Annotated in this window: 25 protein-coding genes; 1 reads left to right on the top strand and 24 read right to left on the bottom strand. The window is 49.2% G+C overall.

Annotation, left to right across the window (positions count from 1 at the left end; translation table 11 throughout):
• Window positions 1-119: 119 nt before the first annotated feature.
• The 6 genes from DNHGIG_RS16675 to DNHGIG_RS16655 all read right to left on the bottom strand — a co-directional run bounded on the left by DNHGIG_RS16675 (window position 120) and on the right by DNHGIG_RS16655 (window position 7,667).
• On the bottom strand, window positions 120-248 hold the full coding sequence (locus tag DNHGIG_RS16675; protein ID WP_282200653.1) for a hypothetical protein: 129 nt from the start codon (window positions 246-248) through the stop codon (window positions 120-122).
• An 840-nt stretch (window positions 249-1,088) separates the two neighbouring features.
• Entirely contained in the window at window positions 1,089-2,669 is a 1,581-nt protein-coding gene (locus DNHGIG_RS16670; protein WP_282200652.1) for a SagB family peptide dehydrogenase, read from the bottom strand.
• A gap of 114 nt (window positions 2,670-2,783) precedes the next feature.
• On the bottom strand, window positions 2,784-4,727 hold the full coding sequence (locus DNHGIG_RS16665) for a TOMM precursor leader peptide-binding protein (RefSeq protein ID WP_282200651.1): 1,944 nt from the start codon (window positions 4,725-4,727) through the stop codon (window positions 2,784-2,786).
• Window positions 4,724-6,730 carry a putative thiazole-containing bacteriocin maturation protein gene (locus DNHGIG_RS16660; RefSeq protein WP_282200650.1) on the bottom strand — a complete coding sequence of 669 codons (2,007 nt, stop codon included), beginning with the start codon at window positions 6,728-6,730 and terminating at the stop codon, window positions 4,724-4,726. The genes DNHGIG_RS16665 and DNHGIG_RS16660 overlap by 4 nt, the downstream gene beginning before the upstream one ends.
• A 174-nt stretch (window positions 6,731-6,904) precedes the next feature.
• Window positions 6,905-7,153 (bottom strand): heterocycloanthracin/sonorensin family bacteriocin, encoded by a 249-nt coding sequence (locus DNHGIG_RS21090; RefSeq protein ID WP_369414725.1) that lies wholly within the window; start codon window positions 7,151-7,153, stop codon window positions 6,905-6,907.
• 226 nt (window positions 7,154-7,379) lie between these two features.
• Window positions 7,380-7,667: a hypothetical protein gene (locus DNHGIG_RS16655; RefSeq protein WP_282200649.1), complete on the bottom strand. Its 288-nt coding sequence runs from the start codon at window positions 7,665-7,667 to the stop codon at window positions 7,380-7,382.
• A gap of 33 nt (window positions 7,668-7,700) precedes the next feature.
• Between DNHGIG_RS16655 and DNHGIG_RS16650 the strand changes: the two genes are divergently transcribed.
• Window positions 7,701-7,967 carry an SOS response-associated peptidase family protein gene (locus DNHGIG_RS16650; protein WP_282200648.1) on the top strand — a complete coding sequence of 89 codons (267 nt, stop codon included), beginning with the start codon at window positions 7,701-7,703 and terminating at the stop codon, window positions 7,965-7,967.
• Window positions 7,968-8,122: 155 nt separating this feature from the next.
• Here DNHGIG_RS16650 and DNHGIG_RS16645 read toward each other — a convergent pair whose 3' ends face one another.
• The 18 genes from DNHGIG_RS16645 to DNHGIG_RS16560 all read right to left on the bottom strand — a co-directional run bounded on the left by DNHGIG_RS16645 (window position 8,123) and on the right by DNHGIG_RS16560 (window position 25,525).
• A complete protein-coding gene (locus tag DNHGIG_RS16645) occupies window positions 8,123-8,917 on the bottom strand; it encodes a replication-relaxation family protein (protein WP_282200647.1) in 795 nt (264 codons plus the stop codon).
• A gap of 464 nt (window positions 8,918-9,381) precedes the next feature.
• Window positions 9,382-11,865 (bottom strand): helicase HerA domain-containing protein, encoded by a 2,484-nt coding sequence (locus DNHGIG_RS16640; protein WP_282200646.1) that lies wholly within the window; start codon window positions 11,863-11,865, stop codon window positions 9,382-9,384.
• Between the two features lie 334 nt (window positions 11,866-12,199).
• A complete protein-coding gene (locus tag DNHGIG_RS16635) occupies window positions 12,200-12,487 on the bottom strand; it encodes a hypothetical protein (protein ID WP_282200645.1) in 288 nt (95 codons plus the stop codon).
• A complete protein-coding gene (locus tag DNHGIG_RS16630; RefSeq protein WP_282200644.1) occupies window positions 12,487-12,810 on the bottom strand; it encodes a hypothetical protein in 324 nt (107 codons plus the stop codon). Before DNHGIG_RS16630 ends, DNHGIG_RS16635 begins: the two co-directional genes overlap by 1 nt.
• Window positions 12,811-12,862: 52 nt before the next feature.
• Window positions 12,863-13,468: a hypothetical protein gene (locus DNHGIG_RS16625; RefSeq protein ID WP_282200643.1), complete on the bottom strand. Its 606-nt coding sequence runs from the start codon at window positions 13,466-13,468 to the stop codon at window positions 12,863-12,865.
• A gap of 16 nt (window positions 13,469-13,484) precedes the next feature.
• Entirely contained in the window at window positions 13,485-14,444 is a 960-nt protein-coding gene (locus DNHGIG_RS16620) for a C40 family peptidase (protein ID WP_282200642.1), read from the bottom strand.
• Window positions 14,445-14,918: 474 nt separating this feature from the next.
• Window positions 14,919-16,196 (bottom strand): ATP-binding protein, encoded by a 1,278-nt coding sequence (locus DNHGIG_RS16615; RefSeq protein ID WP_282200641.1) that lies wholly within the window; start codon window positions 16,194-16,196, stop codon window positions 14,919-14,921.
• Window positions 16,197-16,216: 20 nt separating this feature from the next.
• On the bottom strand, window positions 16,217-16,927 hold the full coding sequence (locus tag DNHGIG_RS16610; RefSeq protein WP_282200640.1) for an SAM-dependent methyltransferase: 711 nt from the start codon (window positions 16,925-16,927) through the stop codon (window positions 16,217-16,219).
• A 318-nt stretch (window positions 16,928-17,245) separates the two neighbouring features.
• On the bottom strand, window positions 17,246-19,342 hold the full coding sequence (locus DNHGIG_RS16605) for a fibronectin type III domain-containing protein (RefSeq protein ID WP_282200639.1): 2,097 nt from the start codon (window positions 19,340-19,342) through the stop codon (window positions 17,246-17,248).
• Window positions 19,343-19,504: 162 nt separating this feature from the next.
• Window positions 19,505-20,236, bottom strand: a complete 732-nt coding sequence (locus tag DNHGIG_RS16600) for a hypothetical protein (protein ID WP_282200638.1) — start codon at window positions 20,234-20,236, stop codon at window positions 19,505-19,507.
• A 9-nt stretch (window positions 20,237-20,245) separates the two neighbouring features.
• Window positions 20,246-20,734, bottom strand: coding sequence for a copper amine oxidase N-terminal domain-containing protein (locus DNHGIG_RS16595; protein ID WP_282200637.1), 489 nt, complete (start codon window positions 20,732-20,734; stop codon window positions 20,246-20,248).
• Between the two features lie 124 nt (window positions 20,735-20,858).
• Window positions 20,859-22,211 carry a hypothetical protein gene (locus DNHGIG_RS16590; protein WP_282200636.1) on the bottom strand — a complete coding sequence of 451 codons (1,353 nt, stop codon included), beginning with the start codon at window positions 22,209-22,211 and terminating at the stop codon, window positions 20,859-20,861.
• Between the two features lie 2 nt (window positions 22,212-22,213).
• Window positions 22,214-22,837 (bottom strand): hypothetical protein, encoded by a 624-nt coding sequence (locus DNHGIG_RS16585; protein ID WP_282200635.1) that lies wholly within the window; start codon window positions 22,835-22,837, stop codon window positions 22,214-22,216.
• A gap of 20 nt (window positions 22,838-22,857) precedes the next feature.
• Window positions 22,858-23,547, bottom strand: a complete 690-nt coding sequence (locus DNHGIG_RS16580; RefSeq protein WP_282200634.1) for an EAL domain-containing protein — start codon at window positions 23,545-23,547, stop codon at window positions 22,858-22,860.
• Window positions 23,548-23,597: 50 nt separating this feature from the next.
• A complete protein-coding gene (locus DNHGIG_RS16575) occupies window positions 23,598-24,047 on the bottom strand; it encodes a hypothetical protein (protein ID WP_282200633.1) in 450 nt (149 codons plus the stop codon).
• A gap of 10 nt (window positions 24,048-24,057) precedes the next feature.
• Complete coding sequence (locus tag DNHGIG_RS16570) at window positions 24,058-24,318, bottom strand: hypothetical protein (RefSeq protein ID WP_282200632.1); 261 nt, start codon at window positions 24,316-24,318, stop codon at window positions 24,058-24,060.
• The gene (locus tag DNHGIG_RS16565) at window positions 24,309-24,527 is read right to left on the bottom strand and encodes a hypothetical protein (protein WP_282200631.1); all 219 of its coding nucleotides are present in this window, start codon (window positions 24,525-24,527) and stop codon (window positions 24,309-24,311) included. Before DNHGIG_RS16565 ends, DNHGIG_RS16570 begins: the two co-directional genes overlap by 10 nt.
• Window positions 24,528-24,655: 128 nt before the next feature.
• Entirely contained in the window at window positions 24,656-25,525 is an 870-nt protein-coding gene (locus DNHGIG_RS16560) for a type II secretion system F family protein (protein ID WP_282200630.1), read from the bottom strand.
• Between the last annotated feature and the right edge of the window lie 11 nt (window positions 25,526-25,536).

The following is a 25,536-nucleotide window of genomic DNA, read 5'->3' as shown; positions in this document are numbered from 1 at the left end:
GCCTAGGTTCGCTCACACCTGGGGGAGGTCTGAAGTGATCTATATGAATTACGTGGAAAGTAGATTAAAAGACCGCCTGGTAATCAGACGGTCATTTGTCACTTGGAGAAAATTGATCCTTAGTAACCGTAAGCACCTGCGCCAGCTCCTGCTCCATAGCCTGCACCGTCATAACCAGGAACAAGCAAGAAGAACAAGACGAAGATGATAAGAAACACAATCGCCCAACGAGTAAAAGCTCCAAACATTATCTTCACCCCTCAAAATAAGGATGTTATATGTTATCGAGGGGTGTGAATTCGTGAAACGGCTAACAACCTGAGCAAAAAGTTAAGACCGCCTGTTTCCAGACGGTCAATGTGATTATTGGCTTACATAACATTTCCCATTCACTTCCTCCAACCGATTGCTTCGGGAAGTTTACTTCATACCAGTGTCACGATGGGGATCCATATGTCCCTGTCGGTTTATTTGTGTGGTCTGTTCGCATTTTAGGGGTGGAGGTAGCATCCGAAATCGCATATTTTACTTTACTTACAGCGACGTTGGTGGAATTGTTCCCCTAGGAAGAACCATACGTACTTCTCAATCGAAGTGCCCATCGGCCTTCCACCGTGCGATTTTCACCGAACAAAAGGACACACAACTCCCTTTTGATTGCAATACTCTTTCCCACGTGTTTGGCAAACACACGTTTCTTTTTTTGCCTATAAACTCCTACCCTCGCGGTATCGCCTTCAAACGAAGACCCTTGGTATTTATCAACCGTCCCCTGCGGCGATCGGCTGTAACGCCGCCTGCATCCGACTGTCTAAATCAAGCATTATTGAGCGATAGCTAACTCAACCTGCGTTCACTTTTTGTTTTGAACGCGTTCCTACCACCGCGCCCAAAAGCTTTGATTTGCATTTTCACTGCGTGCCAAATCAAAGCAGATTTGAATGGGTGCTCGAATGTGTAACTATTGGCATGTTCGTCCGCCACTGACCTCCAACATAGACTGGACAGATGTTTCTAGCTTCATCGTATACAATGACGGCGTCAACTTCCATGCCTTTGTGACAAGCGGCGGAATCACGCGAACTGGCCTAGCTGTGCAAACGGCCTTCCAAACGCGATCCCGTTCGGTACGGACCAACCGGAATTTGTATCAAGCAGGTCAGTCCATTTGATGCGAATTGATATAGCTCATCGCAAATGTCGGTTTCGTACCCAAGGAGGGGATGCCCACCCATTCCCAGCGCGGACGCCGTGAGCAGAAGACGCTGTACGAGCATCCCAACCTCCATCTGTTGTATCCGGTACCCTCTGGAACCAAGCGTATGGATGAGGTGATGCCGATGACCGGCCACATGCAAGCAGAGTGGCACCTGGTGGAGGTTGACGTTGTGCATGGTCATCCCTTGTTGCAGTCGGCCCCGGTGGTCTCCAGCGCGTAAGAGTCGGAGCGCATGCGCGTCGCTTTCGTAGTGGTAAGCCCCGTCCGGAATCCCTTCCACACCAACGAAACAGCCGTAAAGTGAGACGCGAGGCTGAACGCTCTTTCCTTTGTCCAAATCGTTGTGATACTGGAATGATGCTATCGCTTCAGAGAGGAGGGAAGCCAGTTGCATGTCGCTGACCTTCTTCAATTGAAAGTCCATCCCCGGCGAATACCGTGTCCGACAGGCGGATGCCAAACCAAACGACAATCGATTCACGGGCGGAATTGCTACCACCTGACCAATACACGGGGCGCCCTCCTCGACCGTCTCCTCCATGGTTCGAAATGACTCTGTAGATTCCATGAACGCAGATTCGTTCACGCGAATGATCGCCGGATAGTTGCGTATCCTGCGGGATCGCACGTAGTGCTCGGGATGAATATCTGGCAACTCCAAACAGAGTTTGGATGCGGTGACAGGACTGGATTCGTTGTCCATCCCAAACCAACGAGAAGTGGGTTCTGTAGACAATGGAATAACCGCGTACACGCTTTCCTCCTGTGCCACAAGCCCCAACAGATGGTTGACCGCTCTGTCGAGAAATTGAAAATACACCCCGGATGTGTACCCAAATCGCTTTCCGACCTCCAACAGTTGCCCAATGAGCGCGCCAGCATCCAGCCCTTGCAAACGATACGAAAAGTTGTCGTACTTGAAAAAGTTCTTCCAAAACATCGTCGACACGAAGACAGTCGCAAAACACGATGACACGTCACAGCGGTTTCCCAGGGCGCGGCCTAGATAGGCATCGTAATTGCCTTCACGCAGCAACACCAAGCGATGATGAATGACGTCATAGTGGTAGACGCCGTTTGGCAGATCCTCAAGTTTGAGGTACACGTACAGCTCGCTTGGATACAATCCCCCGCCGGAAGGGACAAACCTCCGATACGTATGCATCCAGTGCGCGTATCGTGCCACCTCCCCTAGGGACACGAGAGACTGGGACACTTGCGTGATCCCGTACACGTACCAGAGAAAATGGCCGAATTCGCGAAGCTTGGGCTCTGCAGGCGGCCTCTCGCCTTCAAGAGACAGCGGCACGTCTAACGACAACGGGAATGAAGGCTGGCCACGGTACAACTTGTAGGCCAGCGGTGCATCATCCCAGTCCGGCTCCACGTCCGGAGGGCGGACCTTGTCAATGTCATAATGCAGGTCGTGCAGGAATTCCTCCAACGTCATGCTTCTCCCTCCTGGTCAGGGATTCGAGGTGCGAATAAGATGGGAATCATCATGGCAAGCGATGGTAAGTTCGTTCAGCGTGCGCACGCCCAGCTTCCCCGTCACAGTCAAAGCTCATGGAAACGGATGGGGATGGGGATTGATGTCGCTCATCGTCAGCGGTTGTGTCGCGTAACCGAGGTGAACGGGGACTGTAAGTACGCGCTCCAATCCTTCCAACCGCGTCAGGTGATATCCGAATGTCATCGGCAACATCCCTGGTATCAGCACCTTCACGCAATACAGTCCGTTTCGTTTCAGCTCCGGCGCCGTCTGGTCGATGACAATCACATCAAGCTGTAAGCGATGGAACACATGCAGCAGGTCTTTCAGGTCATCCGTCAAATCCGTGTGCGCTGCGCGTGGCTTGAATGCCTCGTCAAACGTTGTTTCTTTGCGGTTGTGGTCGAGTAAAAATCGCAGGCGCTCTTCTGCTTGCGGCAGACTGTACAGCATAGAATGGTCTTCCATGTGCCGCACCTCGTACGGATCGCGATACATCCGCAGACATGCCTCGCGGTTCTCCTCATATCGCGCTTCGAGCATGAGCAGCGTGCCGGAAATCTCGTGAATCGCGCTCTTGACCGCCCGTACCGGGTCCACATGGGCTCCCGCGGCACAGGCGAGGTTGGCGCCTTTTCGCCTTGTGTTTTTCGCCAGCACCCAAACGCTAGGGATTCCGTGCTCCATCGTGGCGTCAAACGCGAGGATCTCGTATCCCTTCAGAGCACGCAACCGGTCGACCATCAGATGTAGTTCGGGATCGTCCGCTGAATGAAGATTCAGGCGCGGGAGCGGCAATTGTGCGTACCACGTCATAAGGAATGCGTCTCGCTCGACAACTTCTAAGATTCCGTGGAAAATGGCTTCGACCAAACTACCGCCTAATGCGCAGCCGTTCGAAGTCTCGTAGACGAATCCATCCCCGCAGCCTAAACTGTAATAGGCGAGCAACTCTGGGACGAGGATGGGGCGTTGATGCAAAAACGAATACCCCCATACCCAGTGCATGGGTCGTTCGGGATCGAACGATTGAAACGGAAAATCTGGCAGGGCGTAATGCTCTGGTGCGTGCACCCCGACCGAGAGCGGATTGAGTGCTTGATGGCCGAGGTTTCGGAAACTGTCATTAACAACGGTCCGCTTGGAACGGGGTGACAAGCCGCAGTAGCGCTCCAGCCCTTCCAAGATGGCGGTTAGCTCACTCTCTTCATACGAAAGCGTTCGCCCCGCGGTCCCTTCGTCAGCCCTCATTAACGGCAGATTGACGGTTACCGCCGCAAACGGCGACGCCAGGTCATCAAGCCTCCCGTTCAAGAGCCCGGTCCGGTAATCCAAATAGTCCCGGACCAGAACGGCCTTCAGGTCGTCCACCTTGCGCGAGCGGTAGCTGTTGCGGCTTACCTTCGGGTTCGACTCAAGTGAGATTTTGGCCGCGTCAGGCGTGTCATCTGGCACTTGACCACAGACAGAACAAAGCGGGTTCGGTAGGATGTGGTGTCGAGTCGTCTTCAGCGTCTTGAGGTTGACGAAGTAAACATGTTCTTCTGTTTGCGCGCGGCTGCCGTGTAACACACGCTGCACCTCTGCTACGATGAGTTCTGCCATCTGCATGAGGCCCAGTCTCGATACCCATGCGTCACGCGAGTTTCCCCCGTGCACGGCCAATCCTCGTTCAATTTCATACATGTCCTGACGGTCAGAACTTGCCATCAGACGCCGCAGGTCTGCACACTGGGAGCATCCCGGTGTTCCAGGGCTCACGAGTGGTCCGATGACGCCGTCACCGAACGACACGAAACCGCGCAGCCACTTCACTCCGAGTGGCTGGAACACCGCTTCTGCCTGTTGATACATTGCGGGCTGCCAGGCATCGTGCAGGACGAGCGCCAAGTCCACCCCGTTGGGAACCTCTGCTGACAAGTCCATATGACGGACGACCTGACACGTCTTCGCGAGTTCACCCATGACAAACTCCGCCATCAGCCCGTTTCCAACCACAAGCACACAACCGTTCACGAGAGTTCCTCCTCTCGCAACACAACGCCGAACACCCCGGCGAGTTCTTCGCTCGACAATGCTTCGTCCATATGCAGTTGCATGACCGACATCCGTTTACGGTTCCGTTTCAGCACCTGTAACGCAGAGTGTAAGACCTGAGCCTGTGCTTCCCGCGGGCATTCCTGTACGACGAGGCACTGACGCACGTCGCCTTGAACAAGTGCGAACGGAGCCTCAACCACCCGTGTCGCCAAGTCACCCGCTTGAATCTGCGAGGCGAGGATGGCGTGTTGCAGCGCCATGCGCAACGCCAAGGTCACATTCAAACCTACACTGCCGTACCAGTGACCATTGGAGCGCACCCAAATCACGGGAAAACCGCATATTTCCTCCCCCATAGCAATCTCTGGGGGACCGTTGAGTGTCGTCAGGGCTTTTACACAGTACTGGCAATCCTCGTCTTGAACCCCACTGACCTGGACCGGCGCCACAGTCGGTGGATGCTGGTTGAGGTGTTGCTTGGAAAACTCCTTCTCAAGACACTTTTGCAGGCCGCGGCACACAGCTTCCGCGAACGTTTCCCCTACGCCAACACCTACGAATTGTCCAGGTTTAAGGCGACGGTCGTCCTCTTCCCCATCTGACACTTGCCGTCCTGCTTCATCTTGAGTCGAGAACAGCGACGGATAATTCCAGCTCAGCAACCTGGACACGTACGCTTCTATCCCGGCAAATCCCGCCTCAAGCCTTGCCTTCTCGTGTGTCAGTCCCGCACAAATCATTTCTGGTAACAACTGTGCCGGTCCATCCGACAAGGGATCCGCTACCGAGACGCGACATAAAGAAAGCGGAAGCTGCTTTAAGTCCCCTTCGTCCCAATGATGGAAAATGCCCGTTTCAGGCGATGTCAGTTGAGCGAAAAATGAAAGCAGCACACTCTTATCCTCTCCACTTTGCCCTAACCGGTGTTGAAGTGTCTGTTCAATATCTTCAATCCATGTGACGGAGGCGTTACCGACCACCACGGGGTGGTGTGCGAACGAGTGCCAACTTCCCTCAAACGTCTCGAGATTGAGTAGAAAAAGTTGGTTCTGGAGTTCCGATGTGACGATGCCGGTAACCGATTTGAACAAAGCAAAAACCATGACATTCGAGAGCATGGCTGCTGCTGTGTCAGAGAAAGTATTCCACTGTGGGTCTTTACACAGGGCGGCTTGGTGCAATCGGCGCCACGCGGATTCCCAACACAGGTCGGAGTCTGGACGTACCAATGGACCCACGAATCCGACGCTCTGAACGAACACAGCCGGGAGAAACACTTTCTTTTCCGCTCTGCATACGCTTTGGAGAGCCCGCAGTTCCTCGATGTCGCCGCTCTCTGACACATACAAGACCCATTCAAACGGCCGCAGCGCCTCACGCCACGCACCCTCCCCATCCGACCTCAGCGTGATTTCCTCGAGTACCACATCTGGGTCTGCGAGGAGGGCCGATTCCGCCAACTCTGTGAGTCGCCGAAGATGTACCGGGTTCGCCTCCGTGAGAAGGACGTGAATTTTCGGCAGTCCCGATTCCAAGAGGGCGGATACCAACGAAACGACAGACCATCCCGAACCGACAGCTAACACCTTTGACTCACGATACGATTGAAAGCGAAAGGCGCCCGAACCTACAAAGTAATCGATAAATTCAATTTGGCTCTCATATCGTTTGAGAATTGGAGCGGTCAAGCAGTGCGGGAGATCCTTCCCGACGTCCCGAACCATGCCATTGCGATACAACACTTCTGCGATTTCGTACACCCTGTCGCGGTACGCATCCGGCAGACCGTCTGTCAAATCCGCCAGTGTGTGCTCGCCAGTGAACACAGGCAGCAGTTTTTCAATCCAGAGATGAATGCTACCGCCTTCCATACGAAACGAGCCTTCGTTGTTCCGGAAATATACTCCGCCGTTTGCATCCGGAACATAAAACACGTCTCCCTTGACCTTTAAGCGCATAGATGGGTCTAAACTCGTCATTGGGACTTCCCTCCCATACCACGGTTCGTGATCACGCCCTGAATCATCCGGCTCACACACATCATATGTAGGAAGGCTTGTCCACTGTATCCCAAGATTTATCCCCTGCGCGACACAATGGTTCGCGCAGGGAATTCTGTCACTTAAGCCGCCTCGAAGTTCGTCAGACCTTCCTTAGACGCCGCCGCAACCACCGCAACCACCGCAACCACCGCAACCACCGCAGCCGCCACAACGAAAACACCCAAAGCAGAAGAAACAGTTAAAACAGCGAAAGCATTGAAAACAACGACTGCACCGGAAGCAATTACCGAACTGTGCTAGAACCGTATCATGCGGCCCACGGTCTTCTGACGGTGTCAACTCGCCCGCCTTGAACTTGTCAATATTCAGATTTTTCAGTTCCTTCTTAAAATCATCCACGCACGCGTACCCCCTCTCTTCCGAACTCCCTATAGGATTATGAAACAAGTTCAGCCACCGTAAAGGCCTTTACCTTGCACCAAATACCCATTTTCGCTGTTGGGCTCGGACAACCGCGGATTTCAGTGCAAGGACTCCACGAGTGTTGAGACATTTTGCCTCGATGTGTGGGTCTTAAAGACAAAAAAAACGTGGCATACCACAGTACGGGTATGCCACGTGTCGCTTACGATACCTTGTGTGGGAGTTCCCGGATGATGTGACTGGCTGAAGGCGCTTCTTTCTGAACGAGGCGACGGTCTTTGCCTGAGAGCGTCATCCCGATGGAAGATAGCAACATGATGAAGTCAGTCACTGACAGCACGGTGAACAGGTCCTGGAAGGCGTGTGCCAGTGAGGCGATTTTGGCGTTGACCAAGACCATGTAGAATGAAACCGACTTCGCCGTCGTCGGCGACAGTCCATGTGCTGTCAGGCGATAAATGAGGTCGGCCAGTTCCGCGTTGACCTGCATTGGCGAGACTGACCGTTTTTGGGAGTGAAGATCATGTGTGGACGATTCACGCTCACCGTTCCAATGGATTCGTTGCTGCAAAGATTCCAGGTGGAACAAATCCCTTTTGATTATCGACCGCGGTATAATATCGCACCCGGACAACTCATTACTGCTGTGATCGCTCATGAAGGGAAAAACCGGATCGGACAGTTAAAATGGGGGCTGATTCCATCATGCTTAAAAATATCACCTTTCCTCTTGGTCAAGTTCAGCCTAGAATCATCATGTTTGGATCATACAACTCATCTTCATAGTTAATCTATTACAAATTTCATCATTCGTTCTGATTGAACTGGAGCATCATTGAGAAAGATAGGGTTGCTATAGAGCAACCAAGTCGGTTGGGAAATCCTAATAAGGATAAGGAATTATTAACATGTATTGCCATCGTTACAACCAGTAAATCAGACTCTTTACGTACCTGAGATGTTACCAGTTATCTTGCCAGTGGCAGAAAGGAGAAAATTGGTTTCCTCTCCTTCTGTAAAAAACATCATATTCGGTACTTTGGATTCCTTGTAAAAATTCCTTTGAAACGATTTCCAATTCATTTCCAAGTATCTTTTTCGCTGATCATTCGAAGCAATCCACAGTACCGGGCTATTTTCTCCCACAGGAACCAGTGTGTTAACGTAGTCATGAAACTTCCGTTCTAGTTGCCGTGGATTCTCCGTATCGTTATCATACTCGATCCAGAATCGTTGTTCATTGAGAATCAGCCTGGCATCCGGGCGGATGGTACGCCGCCTGTTCAACTCTTTCCCTGCCCATTCCCACAAACTCACCAAATAGTCTGTCGCCTCTTTAGAAGACAGCCACTGCACCTGCTCCCGAGAAACACCGGCTTGCAATAACCGGACCAGGACCTCATTTGTTCCAACGTAATGCGCGATCTGAGACTGCGGAGGTTCTTTCCCACGACTTTGCTCGAACCGCATTTCTAGTGCGTACTGAATTCCAAGTCTTCCAAGAGCATAGGCCATGACATGCCTAGTTCTCGGTACCGGGTAAGCTTTCACCCACATATCCCGTTCTTCTGGGGTTTGTCCCCGTTCGCGAATTTGTTGCAGACGCCATCGTAGCGTGCGTGAAGACCAACCTGTTATCGTCAGGAGCTGTTGTTTGGTGGATATGCCAAGATCGTACAACATGGCAATCAGCTGCTCATCTCCTCGTAATGAAGGATGATTCAGCCAACGTAAAAGCATATATGTCCCCCCCTTCAACAAAAAAAGCCCTCTTACTCCTCATAGGGAGCAGAAGAGCTTATTTTGAAATAATTCCCCTTACTAAATCCTTTCTGACAATAGCTTAATTAATTCTACACAATATTTTTTTCACAAATTGCGGATACAGCGCAGCATCGTTAGGTTCAACTTGCCTAAACTGGTGTTCCTCCTCAAACGGGTCATATCGAGTTATTACACCATCGGGATGGTACAAATACCACTCCCAATCTTGGATACGTATGTCAGCTACACCCATTCTCCGAAGGATCTCCTCTTGAATCAAGTCTATACTGTTCGTCAGACTAGTTCGACCAAGGGCGAGATCAAGCACATGCACTCTTCGATCTGATTTATCCAGATAAACTGCTATGTCCGTCTTATCAACAGATGGGATGGAAAAAAATTCAAATATGTCATCAACCTCCAAAGATAAGCTTAACAGATCAGTAATCGAATGGGCCACTGAATTCTTCTTCATCGTTGACGTTATTTTTCTGGCTGCCGAGCACTGTTGGACCTTGAAGATACTCCTCAATTTCCCGATCCACTTCCTCCACCGGCTTCCAGTCCCTGCGTTGAAGTTCCTGCGCCTTGGCCAATGTGTACCGAAGAAACAACTCCTCATCCTCTGCGTTCTGGTATCTGGCTATACGACCATCAGGCAAGTACACATACGGCGGATCACTCTTGGTCGTGAAAAAGTCCACTTCGTTACGCTCATTTCGAGTAGTAATGGCCGCCGTTCTCTCGGGCAATTTTTGAAGTTGGTCGGGAGTGAAGTAACCCTTTAGAAGTTTGGACATGGTACCGGACGAATCGGACCCCTGTACACAAGCTGCGATAGTGACCACGATGTTGGCCAGATCCTTTTGTAACCACGGTTCAAACTGTTCCGGGTACTGGGTAATAAGTCCCAGACACAAGCCAAACTTCCGATCCTCCGCCAAAATCTTGCCCATGATCGGCACCTGAACCAGGTGGGCCTCGTCCGCCACCAGGAAGTGAAGACGCCGCTTTCCACGAGGGCGGCTTTTCGCCACGAAGTGATACTGGTTGATCAGATGGGCACCAGCCAGGGATTTTACCGTATCATCGACATTCAGAAAGTCAATGAGAAAGATGTGCCCTTCGTCCATCCATTTCTGAATGGGAATCGACCACTTGGCCTGTCCCACCATCCGACGCAGATCCAGGTTGCGTTGAAAGGGACTCAATCGGTTGATCAGGGCATCGACTGAAGTATCCCGGCCACCCGCAAAGCTCTCAAACTCCGTGCGCCAGAATTGCCGCAGGTAATAGTCTCGGATTTTCGGGATCACCCGGTTCCGAAAGTCCTCATCCGCGATCATCGGCAGGACGCCCAACAAGGTATGATGGCCCCCTGCCTCAATTAGACTGGCAATCGCATTGTAAGCCAAGCGATCCATTCTTGGTGTATTCGCTCCAGGAGCCACTTTTTGGAGAAGACGAAGGACCGTCTCGGCGTCGTTGTTATGCAAAAGATTTAAACCAATCGGATACTTCGATCCCCTAAGTGACGCATAATGGACTCGCTCCCAAGGGACGCGCCGACCTTGTCGTTCCGCTTCAAGCAACCGGTTGAGCACGGTCAAGGCTGTTTCCTGCGCCGGATCAAACAATGTAAAGCCCGCAGCATAATCGGGGTCGTCCAGCCAGTTGTCGATCATGGACTGAAAGATCGTCACGATGAGCGAAGATTTTCCTCCTCCGGTTACCCCTGTGATGACGAAATGCTTCGAAAACGTTTCTGGGGGAATTCTCGCCTCCCGTTCGCCATGAATGGGGTGATTCAGGGTTCCCATGCTGATCCCTTTGGAGAATTCATCTTTCCCGAAAGTTCGTTGTCCTCGTTCCAGATGCGGGATGCGTTCCATCACCCGATGATCACCACTCGGCAAATGGAAGATGTTCGCGAGCTCCGGTGCCGTCCAGATCATCGTTTGGAGCGGATAGGGCATCGGAGCTACTTTGGCTATGGGGCTTTTTCTCGTCCTATGAAGCCGGATGCCGTTTTGATCGCTCATCATTGACTCCAGCCGGGTGGCTAGACTTTGTATCACGCTGGAGGCAAATTCGTGTTGGGACCAGACAGTGAGCATCACATCAAAGGCCCGCTCCTTCCCGGTAAAGCGGTTCATCAAACTACGATACCGAGCCGCCTCATCGGGATCGAGATCACTCAAACTGGGTGGCCGTTGCTGAGGTTGCTTCCTCTTCCTCCCCCTTCCTTCATTACGAGGATCAAACTCCTTCAAGGCCTCCTTTCCAATCTCCGCCACAGCAGACCACCCACTCGCAGGTTTCCGGGGATCCGGACGTATGGCCCGGCTTGCCTGCTTGACCAAACGCTTCAAATCCGCTGGCGAGGCCGGGGAGAACACGAGGTCAATCCAGGTTCCCGGCTCTAGGAACAGAAGCACATCTCCCCACTCATCCCGTCGGGCATCGAATGGCCGCAGGGGCAACCCTTCCCGTTCTCCCCGCTCGCGTAACACAAAATAGCCCCCGTACCCGCCTTTGGCATGGGGCAGAGGGATTTCTTCATGCTTGATCGGGTGGCGTTCGCACTCGGGGTAGGCCGCCTCAAACGCTTTATTCACACCTGTGGATCGGTCTTGTGGATAGCCTGTGTAAAACTCGATCCCACGTTCGGACATATGGATGAGAAACCGAAACCATTCCCGGCCCCGGCGGATCCGTTCCTGCTTGGTACGATTGTACCCTGCGAACTGCTCCACGAGCCGCATGATGCGATCCGTCTCCACCCTCACATCCGCATGAGGAAGGATGCGCAGATAGCGATAATCCTGCTCGGGTCTTGACAAAGGGTGACGCCGTTCCCACGCCAATCCTCCGGCCACCAAGGCACCAAGGCCAAGAGTGGAGAAAGTCCAAAGAGGATTCATGAGTGTATCACTCCTATCCGTTGACGTATTTTTTGCCAAATTCCTGAGCACAATGGCGTTTGCGACTCTTGATCGGTAGAAAAAGTTCCCGAGACACGGGTCTTTGCCGAAAAAACCAGCAACAGAGGAGAATTCTACCTCGAACCCGTCACACTTCTTTGTCTTGCCGGTTTCTTTCCCGAAATTCCGGCAAAGACACGGATTTTTGAAAGAAACCCGCTCCAGACACGGGATTTTGATTGGGAATCGCGCAACCAAGCGCATGTTCTACCGTTGAAGAGTAGAAAATGTAGAAAAACCGGTAAAAGAGCCAAAAAGTCCAGCAACCGTGCCCTTAAACCCAGTCGTCCAGTCCAGCCCGCATCGCCTGGAAGAACTCATTCACCGTTGAATCGTCCGGCTCTGTAGAAGTCTCCCCACTTCCCTGGGCGGAGCGTTCCTTTTTAGGCTCCAAGGGCATCTCAGAAACCACCGGTATTCCGTGCTCCCGCAGAAAGAAATACACTCGCAGGGCTTCGCGGATGCTCTCCGAACGATTGGGATTGTGCAATAGCCAGTCGATGATCCTCTTATCCAGCTGGTCAGTGTCGTTAATCTTGAAGTGAAACGACCGTACACCCATTAACCGGACACCCTTCTCCGGCTGTTGAGCGGCGTCTTGTGCATTTCCCTTCGCCTCTGGTGTCTTTCCCATCTGCGGACGGCAGCGAAATCGGTTCCCTCCGGATAGGGATGACTGCCCAGGTAGGTCACAATGTACCACCCCTCCCTGTCGGGCCGGACAATCATGCGTTCACCGGCAGCTAACACTTCTTCACCTGGCACGATCCATTCCACGTCACCCTCGGCAAAAGCCGTACCAATTTCTCGTGCCTTTTCCAAGGCATTCTCTCGATGTCGATCCCCTAACTTTTTTTTTGCATGATTTGTCCATATGATTCTCATTTCCAATCCCCCTTTCACCCTTTCTGGGGGATGAGAGAACGGTTGGGGCCGATCAGGGATGAGTGAAAGGCTGGGCTGTTTGCAACATGGCAATTTTCTCAATCCACCATTTTTCACCCATCTTTTTCAGATCTACATCAAATAACTGGTTTAGATTGGTCGATCTCACCTCATCATTCGTGAAGATACTCTTTACATTGACCAGAGCGTGGCCGGTATCCGCGCCATCCACGGTGGTATAAACTTCTACCGATTGCACCGTACTTTTCATAGGAAGAGGTGGTAAGCTGTCACTCCCATCGCCTGAACCTTTCAACATCTTAACCACGTTCTGGAAGGCATTTTTTTGAAGCAAGTCAAACCGGTGTTCATAATTCTTGTTGTCATAAGTAAATAAATTCTGGAAAGTTTCCTTCAACATCGCTTTTATGACCGCTTCTTGTTCAGCGGCTTGCACCGCCTGATTGTCCAGTGGATTTTGGCTGTTCGGTTGGCCCTGGGACGAATCTCCCCGACCATTTCCCTTTTGCACCTGCGCCTGCAACTGTGTGACTTCCTTCTGCGCCTGATCCACCGCCTGCTTCTCTTGCACGTAGCCAACAGTCAGAAGAACAGAAACCGCTGCCAGTCCCGCCGTTAAGCCCTTCCAAATATCCATGGGTGTCCCCTCCTTTTTATTTCACACGGCCAAAGCCGTACAGATGTTGCATCCAGTATCCTGAAAGATCGTGATACCCCACGCCGTAATCATCGGCATCGTACATTTTCCCGTTCCCGACATAAATGCCCACATGGGTGACAGAATCTGTAGTATCGTAAGTGCCTGAAAAAAAGATCAGATCGCCGGGCTTGGCTTCCGCCTGGGAGATGTGTTGCACGGCATCATATTGTTGCTGGGCCGTGCGTGGGAGTTGAATTCCAATGGACCCGTACACCCATTGGGTCAGTCCTGAACAATCAAAGCCCGTCGAAGGATTGGAACCTCCCCACACATAGGGCCTCCCTTCGTATTTGGTGGCTTCACTCATCAGTGCCTGATACTTTGCCTCTCCAAGCGGGGATCCCACTTCTCCTCCAATATCTCCATTGGAAAACTGTTGGGCCAAACCCAGCACATGGTTTACGTATGCATCCGAATGGTTGTATGCATAGATGGCTTGACGAGGATTCTTGTTGAAACCGTCTTCCGCCAACATGTGGGCTGCAGTGAATATGGCATCGGCTACATCCTGAATGTCCGCTTTGCCATCCCCGTCACCATCGACCGCATAGGCGGCAAAAGTGGAAGGCATGAATTGCATCGGCCCCTCGGCACCGGCTGAACTGACCGGACATCCTTTTTTGCAAAAGGTCGTTTCGGTCATGTGAATGGCGGCCAGCACTTGCCAAGGGATGTTGTACTTCGCTCCCGCTTGCATGTAGAGTGGAAGCAAGTCGGCGGGAATCATTTTTCTGGCATACTCCGATGGGTCACCAATAGACTCGTTCCACTGGAGTCCTTGATTCTGCTGCAGCACACTCCCTCCCCCGGCAAACAGGGACATGAACATGAAAAAAAAGATTCCTACTCCAATGAGAATGACTTTCCATGTCCTTTTAGCTGTTTCCGGTCCTAAAACATGCAGGTTCTCCAATTGAAAAACCCCCTTCAACAGAAGGGGGCGTGTGAGAATGTCTTCAGCTTATCGGATTATGAAATTCACGGCTTCTTAACTTTTACTCAAATTCCGAGTTGATCCATGCTTTGATCTCTTCAAAGAAAAATCCCCGTTCACAATGCGGACATACTGGACTCATTTTTTTCCCGCGATATTGTTGCTCCAGTTACCGAAAGACGATTCAATGTGGTTTATAATTCATGATCTGCCGTCGCTGCTTCAAAAGACTTTTCACTTCATCTTCCAAACGCTCATAGTGTTGGGCCAAAATAGTAAAGGGCCTCGTAGGATCAACTATTGAACCATATACTCCAAAATGTCGCATCCGGTTTCGCTGAATCCAAATAAAAACAGCCGATTTTCATCGACTGTTGTCAAAATAATTGAGAAGCACTTTGCCTTTCTTTACTTTTATATACGAGATAACCTATCAAATCTAAGATATCGGACTCAACTTGCTTTCGGAATGATAATAGTAAACTGTGTACCTGTTCCCTTCTCACTACTAACCTCAATTCGTCCATTCATTGATTCAATAATTTTATAACTTATCATCAATCCGACTCCTGTTCCTTTTGTTTTTGTGGAATAAAAAAGTGTTCCCAGTCGTTTTAATTCTTCTTTCGTCATTCCTATTCCAGAATCAATTATTTTTATTAACACAATATCTTCCTCTTCTTTTACTTCAATCTTCAATAAACCTCCGTCTGTCATAGCCTCAATGCCATTCTTAATTATATTTATTAACACTTGACTTAATTTTCTTGGATTAGTTTCGATACAGGGAGAGTAATCAGTAAAGACTTGAATTTGTACACCATGTAATAATGCATAGGGAGACATTACATTCACCACATTATGTATAAGCTCCAAAACGGATACTGGTTCCAGTCTTTCTAGTTGTGGTTTTGCTAACGACAGAAATCCAGTTATTATTGATTCTGCCCTATCCAACTCTTCAATTATTAACTTCAAATAAGGTCTAATATCCATAGGTATTTGTGCATTATTATTCATAAGTTGCATAAAGCCTCTAATAACCGTCATTGGATTCCTGATTTCATGTGCTATCGACGCAGCCATTTCACTCAATACATTTAACTTCTCTGCCTGTCGTAATCGGTAATGCAACATTAATCTTTCCCGCATACTCTCAATTAGGGAAACCGTTATCAACATAGTACCTGTTTGAATAATACTAAAACCCGCAAAAAATATTAAAAAGTCTCTATTAACTGGTATGTTCGACCACATGAGCTTTAAATATGTCACACTAGCAATCAAAAGACTTGTAAATAGTGTCAGTATAGTTGCAATAATTACTTTATGTCTGGAACTATAACTCTTATATTTTGGAATCAACAAAAATGTTATGGGAAGCACAATAGAACAAACAATTACTGGGACAAGGGTTCCTCCACCACCCAAATAGTATCGAAAACCTAGAAATACGACTGTAATAAAAATCCCTGCACCATATCCCCCATATAGAATTCCTATCAATAAAGGAATTGTTCTTAAATCCAGCAAGTATCCATGATAAATCGGAAACGAACAAATCATACAAAGTATAAGTGATGTCCCCACGATTATCCCATAAGCAAATCCAACACTTTTTTTATTCTCTATTAAAACTTTGTCTCCCCAAAAAAAGTAAAAAATTATAATTGGAAAAAGAATAATAAGTACCTGTAGCAATATTTGATTGATCCCGTTAATTACATCCACAAATTCACCTTCTTTTTCCGTTATCTGCAAATAATTCTCAACATTGTGTTAGCATTCCTGTGAAATTCATAGGGTACTTTTACTTCATCTACTTTCATACCCTTTGTTCGAAGCCAATCGATAATTTCATCCAAATACAAATATTTATTACCATTCATATCAGTTGTCTGAAAAATTCGAATTTCATCTCTGGTTACTCTAATCATTTCTTGAATCGTTTGAAGGTGAAAATTGTAATCGAGTTGATCCGCATACATAAACAATAAGTGGGCGGAAAGAGTCATATCAAAAGACTTATCTTTACAGGGTAAGACCGGTAAAATTGCGGGTAAATATCTGTATCCTTTCGATTCTTTCATATCCTGAATACATTGATTTAAAGCCGTTATTCTCTCACGTCTAAGTTCATCCATAGATTTGAAGTAGTTCCACTTACATTTTTCTTTTATTTTATCTAACATCGAGATTATATACTCTATATCCTGCAAGCCTTTTTTCTCAAGTTCCTCTGGAGTATTATAATACGCTGAATCAACAGAGAAGGCTTTAATTCCATATTTGTTTGCAGTTGCAGTAAATGAACATGCTCCCCCTGGACAATCAAGTATCCGTCTACCAATAAGTTCATCTTTTGATAAATTAAACATCAACAAATATTCATCCCATGTTCTCCCGAGAAAAACAATATGATTCAGTTCCAGGGGACTACTTTCAAAATATTTCTCTCTCATATACTTTTCTCCCTTACATTTAACATTATAATTGTATTTTACCGAAGTTTTTTATTAGTTAAAACATAGAAACATCAAGTCTTCGTAAACCATTTGCGTAACGTAATCAAGGGGAGAAGATGCATTCGAGTGATGTCCACCACTTTTTCCAGCAATGAATTCGTTTCTCCATTAGCCTCTTTCAACAGAAAAACCCCCTTCCATGTAGAAGGAGGTCGGGAGGATCAGCAGCAAAAGAACGTTTCGGGAAAAGAGGGGGATAGCACTTAACCGTTCCTTATCCAGAAATATTCATGAGGGACGTTCAGAAACTTGTTCTTACTTCACCAATCTCGGGGCCATCTGTGGCAACATTCCTCGCGAGATCGACCCGTCGATCACAAGCAAGTCTGAACTCGTCTCATAAGGCTGTTTGTTTAGACCAGAGACGGTGATCTTCGTTATCCAGATATGTGTTCCTTGCGGCGTATCGAGCGGAATGGTGGATGTGGAGCTCGGATAATACCATCCTTCCCACCGGCACACATCCTGGAGAGTAGAATCCTTGGGTACCAAGTCTTGCGTTGTACCGTCCGAGTATTCGACATGTACCTGTTGGGCTCCGCCGGTCGTAGTCACTTCATAGATCACTTCCCCGCCCGCCTGCACATGCACCGGCAAGATATTCGTCGGGAACGTCTGTCCGGGAGTGGGGTAGACGATGTTGGTCACCATCAAATTGCCGGTCATCCCCAAGGGGATTGTATCAACGAACAGGTTGCCTATTGGGCTCTCGGGGCCAATGTTCCCTGCCACGTCAATGGCTCTCACCTGTATGGCATAAGTAACAGCCGTATTCGTTGGCACCTGCAAGTCATATCCGGGTTGATTGGAACCCGTGTCGATCCACGGCCCCCACGTCGTCCCACCGTCCGTACTGAACCGAATCTGATATGTCGCAATTCCGGACGCTCCTGTGGACGGTGCAAATACCGGATCATCTGAAGATGCCCAGTCAATGTGTGTTGTGGCCTGTCCGCTTGGATTCGGGTTTGCTGTGGGCTGTCCCGGCGCTGTCGGCGGCGTGACATCCAAGTACGCGTTTAACTGAATATCCGTCAATCGCGGGGTTGCATCTGGACTTGGGCTAGTCAACGTTGCCTGCACAATATAGGGACCTGGCGGAACATTGGACATATAAGGCGGATTCGTGGTCCCGGCCGGAAGATGAATCCACTGGTTTGGTTGAATAGTTGTAAACGAACTTCCTCCATCGATGGAAAGGCTGTAAGTTATGCTTGTTCCAGGATCGTTTTGTTCCGTAGGAACGATCTGAAACATGTTGTTTTGACTCGACGGAGTAATGATCTTGCTTTGATAAATCCCCGGCGAATGATAATCCTTGCTAAATGTCAGCCCCTGAATCAGTAGGTTCGGATTTTCCGCAAAAGAGCTGCCGTTCAGCTGGTAGGTGTGTACGTTTCCGTCCTGGTCAGCTATGACCACATCTTGATCGGAAGGCAAACCGACAGCCACCGCTTTTGACAGCCCGCCGATGGTATAGATCCCTGCCTGCGCCATCGTATTGGTTTCTTGGTCAAAGATGTACGCATCGTTTTGTGTGGGCGTCAAAAGATCTACCAGGTTGCCATCGGTTGTAGCGCCGGAAACTATGGTCTGGCTCCCCGAATTCACCGTATACGCCGTATTTTTTACGTACGTTCCGGTCGACTGATCAAAGACGTATTGATAGGCGGAATCCGAGGTCACAACCACAAAGTTCCATGTTCCAGGGATATTAGCGACCGATTGGATGTTGGTCAATCCCGTGTTAAAGGAATGCGTGGTATCCAATATCCCTTGGCTGTACACGTTAATTTGCCCTTGCTTGTTGGCTACCGCCACATGACTCGTATCCACCGCACTGATGGTTACGAGATCGGATAGGCCGGTTACGGTGGAAAGAGGGTTATCCACCATGCTTGTGCCGTCAAAGACGGCTTGTTCGATGGTGTAAGAACTGCCCGACCTCGTGAACACGTAATACGTCATTTGTTGCGGAACCAACGATACCCCGATCGGATTCGTATTGTTATAACTGAGCGTCGAGTTACTGATCATTTTCCCCGTGGATTGGTCATAGGAATACCACTTGACTCCCGCTTGATCCGCAACAACGATATTAGACGGGACGTTGGAATTCGCGTTTTGATCGACGGAGATGGCCGTCGCTTGGGACGGATGCCACAGCTCTACCCAGCCGCTGCCCACGTTCACATAGGCCGTTGTGTTGTTCAGATCCACTTGGGAAACGTCATTGAACGAATCCTGGAAGATGGTGCTCCCTGTTGAGGCCCAAACCGGAAGGACCGATAAAAATAGAATGAGCGCCCATACACCGAGTGTCCTCCGAATCTTCTTCAACACCATTGGCAAGAATCGCCTCCCCTCCTTTCTTTGAAATCCACTTTCCACCTCCAAAGGGAAACACCCCCTCAGTCAAAGAAAATGGCCCCTACGAGCGTTTTTTGTGTGCGGATAGTATTATTATCTATCTGCACGCAAAAGAGACTGTAGAGGCTAATTCAGGCGAATTTTCTATTGTATGAGGCGTAGATCATAGATTTTCCAAGAGGAACTGACGGGTACCAACGTGTAGAGTAACGTTTCTTTCTTCGGAGAAGCTGTCCCTTGAATCATCTCCGTCACTTTTACGAGGATACCACAGTTAGCCGTCTTGCCTACCCCTTCCATACTCTCAACGATTATTTTTTGTTTGGGGATGTTCGGGATTGTATTGGAGACACTCGCCCGAATTCGTGCCGGTCCTGCGAGAAATTCAACGGCTTTTTTCCCATCCCCGTCTGCCAAGGATGAAGTGTATTGCGTAATCACTTGTTTCTGTTCATCGGTAATGGGCACTGACTTGATCGAAGACCATTGAGCGTCCGGCAACTGGATGGAGAAAATCTTCCAACCATCCGCTCCTTTTGTCAGGTAAAAGTCTTCGATGAGCGTGTCTTTTTGCGTGTTTATCGTTGCTTCAATCTGGCAGAAGTCCTTCCCACTACTGATGACTTCAAGTTTCGATTGAACGACCGGATCGGGGGTAAGATTGGTTATTTGTCCGACTTTCGAATGCGCTTCCCCCGATAATTGTTTGATCGCTTGGCTGAAATGCCCTTGAGATTGCTCTTGAATGTACGTTTCGACGACCTTTTTGGGTTCAGAAGCGCCAAAGGTTTGATACGCCTTTGACACTCCCCATTGTCCCGCTACGCCACCAATCACACCCAAAATCAGGATGAGAAAGCCCGCCTTCTTTGACATAGTTCCTCCCTAATGAGCGATGATCGTCACAATCTTTTTGTCCCCGTCCCAGTGCACATCGCAGTCGAACGCTTTAGCAATATAGGCAATAGGAAGCATCGTGCGTCCGTCCATGATTTCGGCGGGGACATCCATCTGAATGGTCTGATCTCCCACTTGCATGGTGTTAGAGCCGATCGTTACGACGATGATTTTGTTGTTCTTTTGTAGATAGACCTTTTGGTTGGCTCCGTCCCAATAGATGTTGTTGTCTCCAATCCCCACCGCGTATGCGGCAAAGCGGAGTGGCAAATAGGTACGATCGTTTTTGATGTACGGAGCCGCATCCCGGAATGTGTAGCCATTGACAGAATACTGTCCATTGCCGATTTTGAAAGCGGCCACCTGGACAGGCGGTTTCTGTGTGCTTGTCGCCAGTGAGGCAGTATCGGCCAATGCTGTAGTGGATAAAGAGAGACACGACAGGCCAAGCAAAGTTCCAATAAATTTTCTTCTCATAAGTAGACCTCCTAGCACTCAAAGATTTTGGTAAGGATAAACAGAATATACTGGCGTCTGACAGAAGTACCTCTACAAAATAGAAAACCCGCCCTCTATGTAGAAAGGCGGGTGAGAGAACAATTTAAAGTTTGAAGACGCTCATGCTGGCCTGATCGGTGGGGGCTGTAGAACCGGAACCATTTCGGATCTGAACAGTGATCTGGTGCATTCCCGGAGAGGATGGCAGCGTCACAGGGATATAGCCCGTTGTCTGATAAGACGACAAGGAGTTCCACCCACTCCAGTTACCATCTACCGCTACACGATAGTCCGTCGCATTCGTGTAGTCCAGAGTCACTTTGAACAACGTGCTCGACGTTGCGGTTGCTCCGTTATACCCAGAGATTTTTTTGAGCGTTGGCGGGAGAAGGGTTTGAATGTTGTTGATGCTGTTGTTTACTGTATTTAAGGTATTTTGCAAGTTGCCCATTTGATTACTCAGGTTTTGTATCCCTGTATTCGCCTGCTGTGCCGCTTGTTGTGCAGCGCGGGCGGCGGTTAAGACCGTTCCTGATGAATCTTGTACAACCCCAGCAGAAACCGTTAAAGTTGAATTCACAATAGAGTTGACTTGATCCGCGGATGCTTGTGCCTGTTGTGCAGCTTGCTGTGCGGCGGTTGCTGCTTGATAAGCTAATGTGGCATCACTAGGTACCTTAATGGTATAGGTTCCAATATAAACCCAGGGATAAGGGGTTCTCAATGAATAATTAATATCTGTTGCCCATCCAATCTCCCAATATAAGTCATACGTATAATAATGTTCCGGATTTACATTTTTGTCATCAAACACGAATTGTGTGCCTGTTTGACCACTTATATAAAGAGTATTTCCAGTTGTTTCATTATATGCTTTGAGATAAACATTCGGCATGGGTACTGAACTATTCAGTACGATTTGGACATGACGATCTTGCGAAATTTGTGTAGAAATGTTATCCCAATTATAAACAATGTAGTCTATTTCTGTGATCGTGATATTGAATTGTGCTCCTCCACCACTCCAAAAAGGAGCACGTACTGCAATGCGTTTTAATCCGGCTGATTGAGAAGGATCAAAAGTGATGGAATAATTTTGGGTAGACCACATGGATGTTGGTAATGGCATTTGTAGGCCATCGTCGTAAAATCCTGCATTTTCATAGTGATAGCTACATAATATCAGGGACCCAACTGAGCCGTAACTTGTCATCGTAGCCTTATACTTTATTCCCGTTATTACGATGTTTTCAGCTATCGAAGACCCTGCATCATATACATCATAGTATCCACTATAGCCCACTCCAGTAACGGTGGCATTAGGATATACAACCCCATTTGATGAAGAAGCAAACACTTTTTTCTCATGAACTCCAAGAGGAGTAAAGTTATACCCAGTTATAAGCATCAAAAATACTAATACTAGCGAAAAGATATTTCTAATACTTCTCCTCATTTTTAATTAACCTCCTTTTCCCTAACTTCAAACTTCACAATCTTCCACTTCGTTTCCTTACTCAGCACCCTTCCAAACATCTTCCTCTGATACCTCTCTGGCTTCAAAAACAACGTTTGCAACGGGAAAAACGTACCTTCGATAATCTCCACATCTCCCCATTCCTGTAGAAACTTCTCCTGTAACCGCCCCAGAGAGCCAAAGGTGTTGCCGAGGAAAACCGCGTGATTTGTCCACTCAGCTTGCACCCCACACCGTATATCTCTCTGCATCTCCCTCGCCATACGGCGCGGTTCCAGGCCGCGATCATCGCGGACGTGCAGAAGGAAGTAGTGTTTGCCTCTCGGCAAGTTCATCCTTCCCCTGATCAGAACGCCCGCAACCCACCGCGGAATCGGTACGACGATGTAGCGTCTGAGGCCCAGGAAGTTTCGGGACCACCACCGGGTCACTCGTCCGGAAATTCCTGAAGAGAGCACGTACAGGGCGCCTGCCACCGTGACGAGATCCAGCCAGCGGGCGTGCCAGATGAATGAGGCCACCGCACCGATACACCACCAAGGAAAGATTGTATGGGCGACCTCGGTAATTCCAAGTGGCGCCCACATCCGAAGAATCCTCTCCAAAACGATTCAACCCCCTTTCACTAAGGAAGGGGGCCGAGAGAAATCCGACGGACAAATTCATTCGCCAGCTTCGGGAACCCGAAGCGATAGCCCTGCATAAACCGTACTCCCAACTCCAACAGACGCTGTTTCTGCTCCTCCGTTTCCACTCCTTCGACGATCAACCGGATCCCCATGTCCTGAAACATCCAGCAGTAGTGTTTGATCGCATTCGCCGTCTTTTTATTTACGACATCCGTGGTAAACTGCTTGTCCAGCTTCACATAGGACAGCGGCAACTTCGTCAGGGAATCCAAATTTGAGAAGCCCATTCCGAAATCGTCAAGAGCCCATTCCAGACCCTGTTGTCTGAGCGCCTGTATACGCTTTTGAACAGTCTTGAACTTCTCAAGAGGCAATTGCTCGGTAATTTCCAGCACGATTCGTTCGACTGGCGCATCCTCGGGCAGCCAGTGTACAGCTTCCGCCAGGCTTTGAGGCGCTATGTTGAGAAAGAGTTTTTGATTGGGTTCGAGTATTGGCATCCCTTCTTCTATCGCCACCACACGGGCCTCACGGTCTAATTCCGTGACCTGTCCCTGCTTGAGTGCCCGCTGAAACAAGTCTTGGGCAGGTTCGCCGTGAACACCCCGAATGGTAGCCTCGAACCCAATGTTGCAATTGGCCAACACATCCACAATCGGTTGAAACCTCGGAACGATACTCTGCATACCTTCACCTGCCTTGAAAAAGGGAATTGAGGGTTCCACAAGGGGAACCCTTACCACTCTCGGTAATACGAAAACTGCGCTGGCAAAAGTATCGGTTGTTGCTGATGGTATCCCAATATCCTGAACAACTGGCTGGAAACGGGCATTTCGGCCCCATACATCATCGTTGTGGTTACATAGCTCCCATCAAAGTAGTTGACATTGATCACCAATTGGCGCATGCCGACATTTCCGGGTACCGGTGCCCAGGGACCTGACGTGATGGTTACCTGGTCCACGGGTACTACCCTCGAAATCTCTTGAGCCAGGAGACGGGCTACATCTTGCCCGCTGTTCGGGTCGATTCCGTTTTGGTAGATCGCCGCAGCTCGGGCCATCTGCATCGTCTGCGAGAGAACATAGCAGTCTTTGACGACCATGGTGCCGACGGCCATCATCAGATAGATGATCAATACACGGAACAGCACTCGCCACGGGATAAACGGAATTCCGGCGTACATCGTACAATCCTCACAGACTGATTTGGAACAAGGTATTCAAACTGTTGCCCACGTTTTGGATAGCATCCTGCATGACCGTCTGGAGCACCGGAGTGAGTTTCACAGCCAAAAAGATCCCGCAGCCAAATACCACCCAACCGTACATCTCTTGCCAGCGAAGGGCCACTTTGGGCTCCTTCCAACCGGAGCAAAGCCAATGGCGTAAGCCAGCCAGCGTCGTAAGAATGACAATCCACCACTGTTCCAATCGTTGTTTGGTTTTTAATACCATTCCATATCCTCCCCTTGATCTTGTTTTCCTTGAATATTCAAGAGTTTTTTGCCTTGCCAAATGAATGTACCAGCCCCGACCGCAATACCGATCAGAGGTCCGATCCCAAATCCCCCCTCCTTAATGGCGTAGATGAAGATTCCAACTGCAACGAGTCCTAAAACGGCCAAAACCCCTTCTGAAAGTTTTTTAAGCACGTTCTTGACCATTTCCCTCTACTCTCCTCTCTGAAATGTGTTTCATGTAGATGGAGATTCCAACTGCAGTCTTGACCATACTCTCCTTTCTGAACTGTGTTTCATTCTGTATGAGGGACGAGAGAACAATTTCTCCCCCCTCAAAAGAGTCGAAACGTCATCGGACCATTTCCAAACTGGATTCGTCCAATGGTCCAAGCAAAATAGATCACAAACGCCAGTGTATAAATGGACGTCACGGCCAGTACACCATATAGCCGGGGTTGAGCCGATTCGATTTGTGCTTGAATGTATTCGTCTTGCTGATCATCTTCCTCACCAATTTGTAGTTGCAGACTATCGATGAGAGAGCTGGGCGACTTTTCGTCGCTATACTCGAGTGCTGTACAAAACGTATCCACCTCCGGTGCCTCATACTCTTTTCTCAAATCCTGCATGATGTCTTTTAAAGGCCGGTTTCTCATCTGACTCAGCACCCGCCGAAAGGTTTCTCCAAATTCTCCAGGGGCAATTTCGGCGACACTTCGAAGGGCATCATCCAACGGAAGCCCAAGGCGCAATTTTTCGACAAACCTCCGTTTGACAAAACGGACCGCACTACGGGCCTCCATTTGTCGTTTTTTTGCAAGAGCACTGAGTCGCACGTTTGGATACGGGAGCAGCAAAACAGCCGTCACAACGTAAATTCCCATAACATCTGACGGGACGACAGTTAGCCCAAGGACTGACAAGCCGATTGCCCCTAAAAGCTGAATCGTGATCAACTCAGTCGCCGTGATCGCCCACGGTCGCCCGGCCAGACGTATCTGCCTTTCCACCCGATGCACCAAACCGTGACCCATATAAGGTTCAAGTTTCCGCACCAGCAAACGCCAGAGTCGACGTTTGCCACGCATTCGCTGATACTCTTGTCTGATCCGATATCCCCAGGCAATGATGGGCCATACATGGCGTTTCAGGAGAGGCCATCCGAGCACCACGGTCCAGAAAACACACAAAGAAACAATCATGTTCTCCCTCC

The organism is Collibacillus ludicampi, assembly GCF_023705585.1.
GTDB lineage: Bacteria > Bacillota > Bacilli > Tumebacillales > BOQE01 > Collibacillus > Collibacillus ludicampi.
This window is presented reverse-complemented; position numbering and strand designations above follow the sequence as displayed.

Coding starts and splice junctions, on each gene's coding strand:
- DNHGIG_RS16675 (WP_282200653.1), bottom strand. CDS start 248: ATGTTTGGAGCTTTTACTCGTTGGGCGATTGTGTTTCTTATCATCTTC.
- DNHGIG_RS16670 (WP_282200652.1), bottom strand. CDS start 2,669: ATGACGTTGGAGGAATTCCTGCACGACCTGCATTATGACATTGACAAG.
- DNHGIG_RS16660 (WP_282200650.1), bottom strand. CDS start 6,730: ATGACGAGTTTAGACCCATCTATGCGCTTAAAGGTCAAGGGAGACGTG.
- DNHGIG_RS16655 (WP_282200649.1), bottom strand. CDS start 7,667: ATGCAGGTCAACGCGGAACTGGCCGACCTCATTTATCGCCTGACAGCA.
- DNHGIG_RS16650 (WP_282200648.1), top strand. CDS start 7,701: ATGTGTGGACGATTCACGCTCACCGTTCCAATGGATTCGTTGCTGCAA.
- DNHGIG_RS16645 (WP_282200647.1), bottom strand. CDS start 8,917: ATGCTTTTACGTTGGCTGAATCATCCTTCATTACGAGGAGATGAGCAG.
- DNHGIG_RS16640 (WP_282200646.1), bottom strand. CDS start 11,865: ATGAATCCTCTTTGGACTTTCTCCACTCTTGGCCTTGGTGCCTTGGTG.
- DNHGIG_RS16635 (WP_282200645.1), bottom strand. CDS start 12,487: ATGGGTGTACGGTCGTTTCACTTCAAGATTAACGACACTGACCAGCTG.
- DNHGIG_RS16630 (WP_282200644.1), bottom strand. CDS start 12,810: ATGAGAATCATATGGACAAATCATGCAAAAAAAAAGTTAGGGGATCGA.
- DNHGIG_RS16625 (WP_282200643.1), bottom strand. CDS start 13,468: ATGGATATTTGGAAGGGCTTAACGGCGGGACTGGCAGCGGTTTCTGTT.
- DNHGIG_RS16610 (WP_282200640.1), bottom strand. CDS start 16,927: ATGAGAGAGAAATATTTTGAAAGTAGTCCCCTGGAACTGAATCATATT.
- DNHGIG_RS16600 (WP_282200638.1), bottom strand. CDS start 20,236: ATGTCAAAGAAGGCGGGCTTTCTCATCCTGATTTTGGGTGTGATTGGT.
- DNHGIG_RS16595 (WP_282200637.1), bottom strand. CDS start 20,734: ATGAGAAGAAAATTTATTGGAACTTTGCTTGGCCTGTCGTGTCTCTCT.
- DNHGIG_RS16590 (WP_282200636.1), bottom strand. CDS start 22,211: ATGAGGAGAAGTATTAGAAATATCTTTTCGCTAGTATTAGTATTTTTG.
- DNHGIG_RS16580 (WP_282200634.1), bottom strand. CDS start 23,547: ATGCAGAGTATCGTTCCGAGGTTTCAACCGATTGTGGATGTGTTGGCC.
- DNHGIG_RS16575 (WP_282200633.1), bottom strand. CDS start 24,047: ATGTACGCCGGAATTCCGTTTATCCCGTGGCGAGTGCTGTTCCGTGTA.
- DNHGIG_RS16570 (WP_282200632.1), bottom strand. CDS start 24,318: ATGGTATTAAAAACCAAACAACGATTGGAACAGTGGTGGATTGTCATT.
- DNHGIG_RS16565 (WP_282200631.1), bottom strand. CDS start 24,527: ATGGTCAAGAACGTGCTTAAAAAACTTTCAGAAGGGGTTTTGGCCGTT.
- DNHGIG_RS16560 (WP_282200630.1), bottom strand. CDS start 25,525: ATGATTGTTTCTTTGTGTGTTTTCTGGACCGTGGTGCTCGGATGGCCT.